Here is an 8244-nt window from a genome sequence, read left to right on the forward strand (position 1 = left end):
GGGCACGTCGCCCACCTCGGAGGAAAACATGGACAAGATGCTGTACATCTCCATGACTGGTGCCCACAACAACACGTTGGCCCAGCGTGCCCACGCCAACAATCTGGCGAACATTTCCACCACCGGTTTTCGCCGTGATTTCGAGCAGGCGCGTTCGATGCCGATTTTCGGCGAGAGCCAGCCTTCTCGCGTATTCGCCATGAGCGAACGGCCGGGTACCGACTTCACACCCGGCACGCTGCAGGAAACCGGGCGCGATCTGGACGTTGCCATCGGCGGCAATGGCTGGCTGGCCGTGCAGGCCCCGGATGGCACCGAGGCCTACGTTCGTACCGCAAGCCTAAACGTGGATGCCCAGGGCATGTTGCGTACCGGCAATGGCATGCCGGTGATGGGCAATGCCGGGCCGATCGCCGTGCCGCCCGAGCAGAAAATCGAGATTGGCCAGGACGGCACCATCAGCATTCGCGCGCTCGGCGAGGCACCCCGTGTGCTCGCCGAAGTCGACCGGTTGCACCTGGTCAACCCCGATCTCAAGCAGATGCAGAAGGGCACGGACGGCATGATCCGCTTCAACGGTCCTCAGCCGCCGGAGGCCGACGCCACGGTGCAGATCACCTCGGGCTTTCTCGAGTCCAGCAACGTCAATGCGGTCGAGGAGATGACCTCGATCCTGGCGCTGTCCCGGCAGTTCGAGCTGTCCGTCAAGATGATGCGCACTGCAGAAGACAACGACACGGCCATGGCGCGCGTCTTGCAGATGAGCTGATAACCAACACGCGGCGCCATCAATCCGGCGCCCGAGGAGAACGCTATGCTTCCGTCACTGTGGGTCGCCAAGACCGGTCTGTCCGCTCAGGACATGAACCTGACGACCATTTCCAACAACCTGGCCAACGTGTCCACTACCGGCTTCAAACGTGACCGTGCCGAGTTCGAGGACCTGCTGTACCAGATCCGTCGCCAGCCCGGCGGTCAGTCCAGCCAGGACAGCCAGTTGCCATCCGGCCTGCAGCTCGGTACCGGTGTGCGCATCAATGGCACGCAGAAAATCTTCACCGCCGGCAGCCTGCAGACCACCGAGCAGCCGATGGACATGGCCGTCAACGGCCGCGGCTTCTTCCAGGTGCTGATGCCCGATGGCACGGTGTCCTATACCCGTGATGGTAGCTTTCATTTGAGCGCTGACGGCCAGCTGGTCACCTCTCAAGGTTTCGCTTTGGAGCCGGCCATCTCGCTGCCGCAGGAAGTGCGCACGTTCACCGTTGGCGAGGATGGGACCGCGTCGATCACCACCACCGGTAACCCGCAGCCGCAGATCATCGGCAACCTGCAGATCGCCGACTTCATCAACCCGGCGGGCCTGGAAGCGATCGGCAACAACCTGTTCCTGGAAACCGCTTCCAGCGGACCGCCGCAGGTCGGTACACCTGGCCTCAACGGCCTGGGTACGACCCTGCAGAATACTCTGGAAAACTCCAACGTCAGCGTGGTCGAGGAGATGGTCAACATGATCACCACCCAGCGCGCCTACGAGATGAACTCCAAGGTCATCTCCACTGCTGACCAGATGCTGTCTTTCCTTACCCAGACCCTTTGATACCCCGGGGTAGAGCAACCGCTCGCCCCCCGATACGCCTGAACGCTGTGGAGGTAGTGGTTATGAACCGCTTGGTGTGTGTGTTCTCGATTCTCGGCAGCGTAGTGCTGAGTGGCTGCGTGGCGCCTGCCGCCCGGCCGAACGATCCCTACTACGCACCCGTGCTGCCACGCACGCCACTGCCAGCCGCGCAGAACAACGGCTCGATCTTTCAATCCGGGTTCGAAAGCAATCTGTATGGCGATCGCAAGGCCTTTCGCGTGGGCGATGTGATCACCATCACCCTCAACGAGCGCACCCAGGCGAGCAAGAATGCCACGTCGAAGATCGCCAAGAACAGCAACGCCAATATCGGCCTGACCTCGCTGTTCGGCGGCGGGGTGTCGATCAACAATCCCAACTCCAGCCTGAACCCGCTGCAGACCGATGATCTCGGCCTCAGCGCTCAGTACGGCGCGCAGCGCAGTACCGATGGTTCCGGCCAGGCCGGGCAGAGCAATAGCCTGACCGGCTCGATCACCGTGACCGTCGCCGAAGTGCTGCCCAACGGCCTGCTGGTGGTGCGCGGCGAGAAGTGGATGACCCTCAACACCGGCGACGAGCTGGTGCGTATCGCCGGCCTGGTTCGTTCCGACGATGTGGCCCGTGACAACTCCGTGGCTTCGACCCGTATCGCCGACGCGCGCATCACCTACTCCGGCACCGGTGCCTTTGCCGATGCCAGCCAGCCTGGATGGCTGGACCGCTTTTTTGCCAGCCCGCTGTTTCCGTTCTGAGGTCAATGATCATGCGTAAATGGCTCATCACCGCTGCTGCGCTGCTGCTGGCCTCGACCGCTCAGGCCGATCGGCTCAAGGACCTGGCCAGCATTCAGGGCGTGCGCAGTAACCAGTTGATCGGCTACGGCCTGGTCGTGGGGCTCAATGGCAGCGGCGACCAGACTACCCAGACGCCGTTCACCGTGCAGACCTTCAACAACATGATGGCGCAGTTCGGCATCAAGGTGCCGGAAGGCGGCAACGTGCAGTTGAAGAATGTCGCCGCGGTGTCCATTCATGCGGACCTGCCGCCGTTCGCCAAGCCGGGCCAGACCATCGACATCACCATTTCCTCGATCGGTAACGCCAAGAGCCTGCGCGGTGGCAGCTTGCTGATGACCCCGCTCAAGGGTATCGACGGCAACACCTACGCCATCGCCCAGGGCAACCTGGTGGTTGGCGGCTTCGACGCCAGCGGTGCCGATGGTTCGCGCATTACCGTCAACGTTCCGTCGGCAGGTCGTATTCCCGGCGGCGCCACGGTCGAGCGCCCGGTACCGAGCGGCTTCGATCAGGGCAACACCCTGACCCTGAACCTCAATCGCCCGGATTTCACCACCGCCAAGAACATCGTCGACCACATCAACGAATTGCTCGGCCCAGGTGTCGCCCAGGCGCTGGATGGCGGCTCGATTCGCGTCAGCGCGCCACTCGACCCGAGCCAGCGCGTCGACTACCTGTCGATCCTGGAAAACCTGGAAGTGGATGTCGGCCAGGCAGTGGCCAAGGTCATCATCAACTCGCGTACCGGCACCATCGTCATCGGCCAGAACGTGCGCGTGCAGCCTGCGGCCGTAACCCACGGCAGCCTGACGGTGACCATTACCGAAGACCCGATCGTCAGCCAGCCGGGCGCGCTGTCCGGTGGCGAAACTGCCGTGGTGCCGCGCTCGCGCGTCGGCGCCGACGAAGAAAAGAAGCCGATGTTCAAGTTCGGCCCGGGCACCACGCTCGACGAAATCGTACGGGCAGTAAACCAGGTGGGCGCTGCGCCTTCCGACCTGATGGCCATCCTGGAGGCGCTCAAGCAAGCCGGCGCTCTGCAGGCTGACCTGATCGTGATTTAAAGGACACGCGACATGGATACTCGACTCTCGGCCGCCGGCACCAGCACCGTCGACAGCGGCGCCTACACCGATCTCAATCGCCTCAACCAGTTCAAGGTCGGCGGCGACAACGAAGAGAACATTCGCAAGGTCGCGAAGGAGTTCGAGTCGCTGTTTCTCAATGAAATGCTCAAGACCATGCGTTCGGCCAACGAAGTGTTCGGTGAAGGCAACTTCATGAACAGCAACGAGGCCAAAACCTACCAGGACATGTACGACCAGCAGCTGTCGGTGACCATGGCCGGCAACAAGAACGGTATCGGCCTGGCCGACGTGATGGCCCGGCAGATGTCGAAGATGAAGAGCGTCGGCGAGCGCCCCAATCCGTTCGCCCAGGTCGACGCCCCCGTGCCGGCCGCACCGAGCAAGCCGCTGGCACGTAACGAAGCGGCTGCCGATGTTGCGCCTGCGCGTGTCGAGAAGATCACCGCCGCGGCTGATTCCGAGCGCAACGACATGACGCTGATCAACCAGCGGCGCCTGTCGTTGCCGGGCAAGCTGGCCCAGCGCGTCCAGGCCGGTATCGTGCCGGGCGCCGAGTCGGCCACGGCGACTACCGTAGCCAATACGCCAGCCGGCGACGCGGTCGGCAAGCCCCTGGCGAAAGGCGACTGGTTGCCCGCCAAAGCCTACGCCGCGCCGGTCGAACGCCGCCTGAACATCAATGGCAGCGAAGATATCGCCAGCCGCACGACGTTCAAGTCGGCCAAGGAATTCATGGAAACCATGTTGCCGATGGCCGAGAAGGCCGCGGCCAAGCTGGGCGTCGATCCGACCTACCTGGTCGCCCAGGCGGCGCTGGAAACCGGCTGGGGCAAGTCGATCATCAAGCAGGGCGATGGCAGCAGCAGCTACAACCTGTTCGGCATCAAGACCCACAACACCTGGGACGGCGATTCCGCGCGGGTGATGACCATTGAATACCAGAATGGCAAGGCGGTGAAGGAAGCCGCCTCGTTTCGCTCCTACGAGTCCTTCGCCCACAGCTTCGAGGATTACGTGAGCTTCCTGCAGAACAACGGGCGTTACGAAAAAGCGCTGAGTTCCACCGCCAACCCCGAGCAGTTCGCCCGTGAACTGCAGAAAGCCGGTTATGCCACCGATCCGCAGTACGCCCGTAAGGTATCGCAGATCGCCCGCAAACTGTCGACCTACCAGATGATCGCCGCCAACGGCGCGCCCTCGAACCGGGGATGATGAAGCATGGCTGACTTACTGAATATTGGCCTGTCGGGCTTGGCGGCGAACAAGACTTCGCTGTCGGTTACCGGCCATAACATCACCAATATCAACACGCCGGGTTTTTCGCGGCAGGACACCATCCAGGCGACGCGTACGCCGCAGTTCAGTGGCGCCGGTTATATCGGTAGCGGCACTTCGCTGGTGGACATTCGCCGCAGCTACAGTGAGTTTCTCACCACCCAACTGCGTAGCAGCACCGCACTGAGCAGCGACGTGAAGGCTTACAAGAGCCAGATCGATCAGCTCGATTCGCTGCTGGCCGGCACGACCACGGGCGTCACCCCGTCGCTGCAGAAGTTCTTCTCAGCGCTGCAGACGGCCGCCGAGGATCCGTCCAACCTGCCTGCCCGGCAGTTGGTGCTTTCCGAGGCCGAAGGCTTGAGTCGGCGCTTCAATACGGTCTACGACCGGCTGAACGAGCAGAACAGCTTCGCCAACAAGCAGATGGGCGCCGTTACCGAGCAGATCAACCGGCTTTCCAGTTCCATCGCCAGCCTCAACGAGTCCATCGCGATTGCCCAGGCCAATGGCAGCCAGCCCAACGACCTGCTGGATGCGCGTGAGGAAGCGCTGCGTCAGCTGTCGACGTTCGTGGGCGTCAACGTCGTGGCGCAGAACGACGGTACGCAAAACGTCTTCATCGGTTCCGGCCAGCCGCTGGTGGTTGGCAGCAATGCCGCTCGCCTGGAAGTAGTGCCAGGCGCCAATGACCCGAATCGTTCCGAGATCCAGTTCATCGTCGGCGCCTCCCGGCAAAACATCACCAACCAGGTGACGGGCGGCGAGCTGGGCGGCATCCTGCGTTACCGTGAGGAGGTGCTGGACAAGACCTTCAACTCACTAGGGCGCCTGGCACTGTCCATCAGTGACCAGGTCAACAGTCAGCTGGGGCAGGGCCTGGACCTCAAAGGGCAGGTGGGCGCGGCGCTTTTCGGTGACTACAACGAGGCCGCAGTGGCGCGCTTGCGGGTACTGCCGTCGTCGACCAACAGCAGTAACGCATCGCCAGTACTGAACATCACCAACAGCTCGGTACTGACCACCAGTGATTACCGAGTGGAGTTCGATGGCACCAATTACTCGGCACGTCGCCTGAGCGACAACCAGCCGATGACCGTGACCCAGAACCCGGCTGGTACCCTGAGCTTCCAGGATAGTGCTGGCCGCAATCAGGGGTTTCAGGTGGTGATCGGCACGCCAACGCCTGCTGCCGGTGACTCGTTCGTACTGCAGCCAACCCGCATCGGCGCCTCGACGATGACCACCGTGCTGGACCAGGCCGATCAACTGGCTTTCGCCGCACCAATACGCGCCGAGGCCAACCTGCAAAACCGCGGCAATGGCGCGATCAGCCAGCCGACACTGCAATCTACCGGCAGTAATATCAATCCAGCGGCGCTGCAAGCAGCCTTTCCGCCGGTCACCCTGACCTACGATTCGGCAGGCGGCAATTTCACTGGCCTGCCCGCTGGCGCGACGCTGACGCGCGTGGACAACAAAGGGCAGCCGATCACGCCAGCGCCCACTCCGCTGTTCGAACCCGGCCAGCAGAACCACTATCAGCTGACCCTGGCAGACGGCACCAGCGTCAACATGAACGTCAGCGGGCGCCCTGAAAATGGCGACCGCTTCAATATCGCATTCAACCTCAACGGCGTTTCCGACAACCGTAACGCGCTGGCTCTGGTAGGGCTGCAGAGCAAGCAGGTAGTCGGCGTCGATCCTAGCGTCACGGGCATCAGCACCGGTTCGAGCTTCACCGACAGCTACGGCGACCTGATCGAGCGGGTCGGTACCCTGACTGCCCAGGCCCGCCAGGATAACGACGCAACCGGTGCTATTCTCAAACAGGCGCAGGACAACCGCGATTCGCTCTCGGCGGTCAACCTGGATGAGGAGGCCGCCAACCTGATCAAGTTCGAGCAGTACTACAACGCGTCGGCCCAGGTGATTCAAGTTGCGCGCTCGTTGTTCGATACCCTGATCGGGGCATTCAGGTGATAGGCCGGGCTTTGGCTCACCATGCCCGCCCCACAGGTTGCAAATAAACGATTTTCGGTTCTGCGCCCGGCGCAGGCCGGGTGATGAACAAAATCCCAACACGGGTGCGGCTCTGGTAATTCCCAGTTACCGCTAGAGAAGACGAGGCAGTTATGCGTATTTCCACTCTCCAGGCGTTCAACAACGGCGTTCAAGGCCTGCAGCGCAACTACGCCAATGCCATCCGCACCCAAGAGCAGATCAGCACCGGCAATCGCATCCTCACGCCTGCTGACGATCCGGTCGCGTCGGTGCGCTTGCTGCAGCTCGAGCAGCAGCAGAATGTGCTGACCCAGCATAAGGAAAACCTGAATGCGGCAGACAACAGCCTCGTCCAGGAAGAAAGCGTTTTGCAGTCGGTCAATACCGTACTCAACCGGGTGCAGGAACTTGCGGCCACTGCCGGTAACGGCGCACTGGCGCCCGAGCAGCGCAAAGCTATCGCCGCGGAATTGCGTGAGCGTGAGGATGAACTGCTCGGCCTGATGAATACCAAGAATGCCCGTGGTGAATACCTGTTCTCGGGTTTTCAAGGCAAAGCCGAGCCTTTCGTCCGCAATGCCGATGGCACTTACAGTTATCAGGGCGATGAAGGACAGCGCAAGCTGGAAATTGCCAGCTCGCTCAGCGTGCCGATCAGTGACAACGGCAAGAAGGTATTTCAGGACGTCATCAATGCCGGTCGCCTGGATGCGGCTGTCGCCGCTCAGCCTGGATCTACCCTGCGTGCCTCTACACCGTTGGTTCAGGACGAGGTGGCATTCAGCGGCACACCGCGTTTTCCGGACGCTGGCGTCGATATCGTCTTCGGCAATCCCGATGCCAACAGCTACGAGATATTCGCAGCTGGAACCACTACACCTGCCTTGGGCAGCGGCGCCATGGATGACCAGGCCGACGCTAGCGATAAGCTGGTATTTCGCGGTGTGGTGATCAATTTCGATGGGGCTCCCGCTGCAGGCGATACGGTCACCGTCACTTCCGACCCCAGCCGGCAGAAACAGGGCGCGCTCGATACCATCGCCAATCTGCGTAGAGCGCTCGAAGAATCACCAGCAACGCCGGAGGGTAACCTTCAGGTCCGCGATGCCGTCGCGCAGGCGATGACCAACCTGTCGCATGCCAGCGTTACAGTCGACGGCACCCGTGGCGACATTGGCGCGCGGCGAAACATTATCGAAAGTACGCTGAACAGCAACGAAGATACCGCCCTCGCCAACAAGTCGGTGCAAGCGGAATTGCGTGAGCTGGACTACCCCGAGGCACTCTCTCGCCTGTCTTTCCAAACGCTGATTCTCGAGGCTGCGCAGCAGAGTTATGTGAAAGTCAGCAGTTTGAATCTGTTCAATAAGCTCTGACCGTTCGAAGCCCGGCTCACCAGACCTCTGGCTACTGTTCACCGGCGCTGTGCGTCGAAAGCCATGCCCGGCATGATGGC

General features: G+C 61.8%; 7 protein-coding genes. All 7 read left to right on the forward strand.

Features of this window, described 5'->3' with window-relative positions:
• Window positions 1–28: 28 nt before the first annotated feature.
• The 7 genes from BVH03_RS06870 to flgL all read left to right on the forward strand — a co-directional run bounded on the left by BVH03_RS06870 (window position 29) and on the right by flgL (window position 8164).
• The gene (locus BVH03_RS06870; RefSeq protein WP_075960475.1) at window positions 29–769 is read left to right on the forward strand and encodes a flagellar basal body rod protein FlgF; all 741 of its coding nucleotides are present in this window, start codon (window positions 29–31) and stop codon (window positions 767–769) included.
• 45 nt (window positions 770–814) lie between these two features.
• Window positions 815–1600, forward strand: coding sequence for a flagellar basal-body rod protein FlgG (gene flgG / locus BVH03_RS06875; protein WP_075960476.1), 786 nt, complete (start codon window positions 815–817; stop codon window positions 1598–1600).
• 62 nt (window positions 1601–1662) lie between these two features.
• Window positions 1663–2376: a flagellar basal body L-ring protein FlgH gene (gene flgH, locus BVH03_RS06880; protein WP_075960477.1), complete on the forward strand. Its 714-nt coding sequence runs from the start codon at window positions 1663–1665 to the stop codon at window positions 2374–2376.
• A gap of 11 nt (window positions 2377–2387) precedes the next feature.
• Entirely contained in the window at window positions 2388–3485 is a 1098-nt protein-coding gene (locus BVH03_RS06885) for a flagellar basal body P-ring protein FlgI (protein WP_075960515.1), read from the forward strand.
• A 12-nt stretch (window positions 3486–3497) separates the two neighbouring features.
• Window positions 3498–4721, forward strand: coding sequence for a flagellar assembly peptidoglycan hydrolase FlgJ (gene flgJ / locus BVH03_RS06890; RefSeq protein WP_075960478.1), 1224 nt, complete (start codon window positions 3498–3500; stop codon window positions 4719–4721).
• Between the two features lie 6 nt (window positions 4722–4727).
• A complete protein-coding gene (flgK, locus tag BVH03_RS06895) occupies window positions 4728–6767 on the forward strand; it encodes a flagellar hook-associated protein FlgK (protein ID WP_075960479.1) in 2040 nt (679 codons plus the stop codon).
• A gap of 152 nt (window positions 6768–6919) precedes the next feature.
• Window positions 6920–8164 (forward strand): flagellar hook-associated protein FlgL, encoded by a 1245-nt coding sequence (flgL, locus tag BVH03_RS06900; RefSeq protein WP_075960480.1) that lies wholly within the window; start codon window positions 6920–6922, stop codon window positions 8162–8164.
• The last annotated feature ends 80 nt before the right edge of the window (window positions 8165–8244 follow it).

This window comes from Pseudomonas sp. PA15(2017) (assembly GCF_001945395.1).
Lineage (GTDB): Bacteria > Pseudomonadota > Gammaproteobacteria > Pseudomonadales > Pseudomonadaceae > Aquipseudomonas.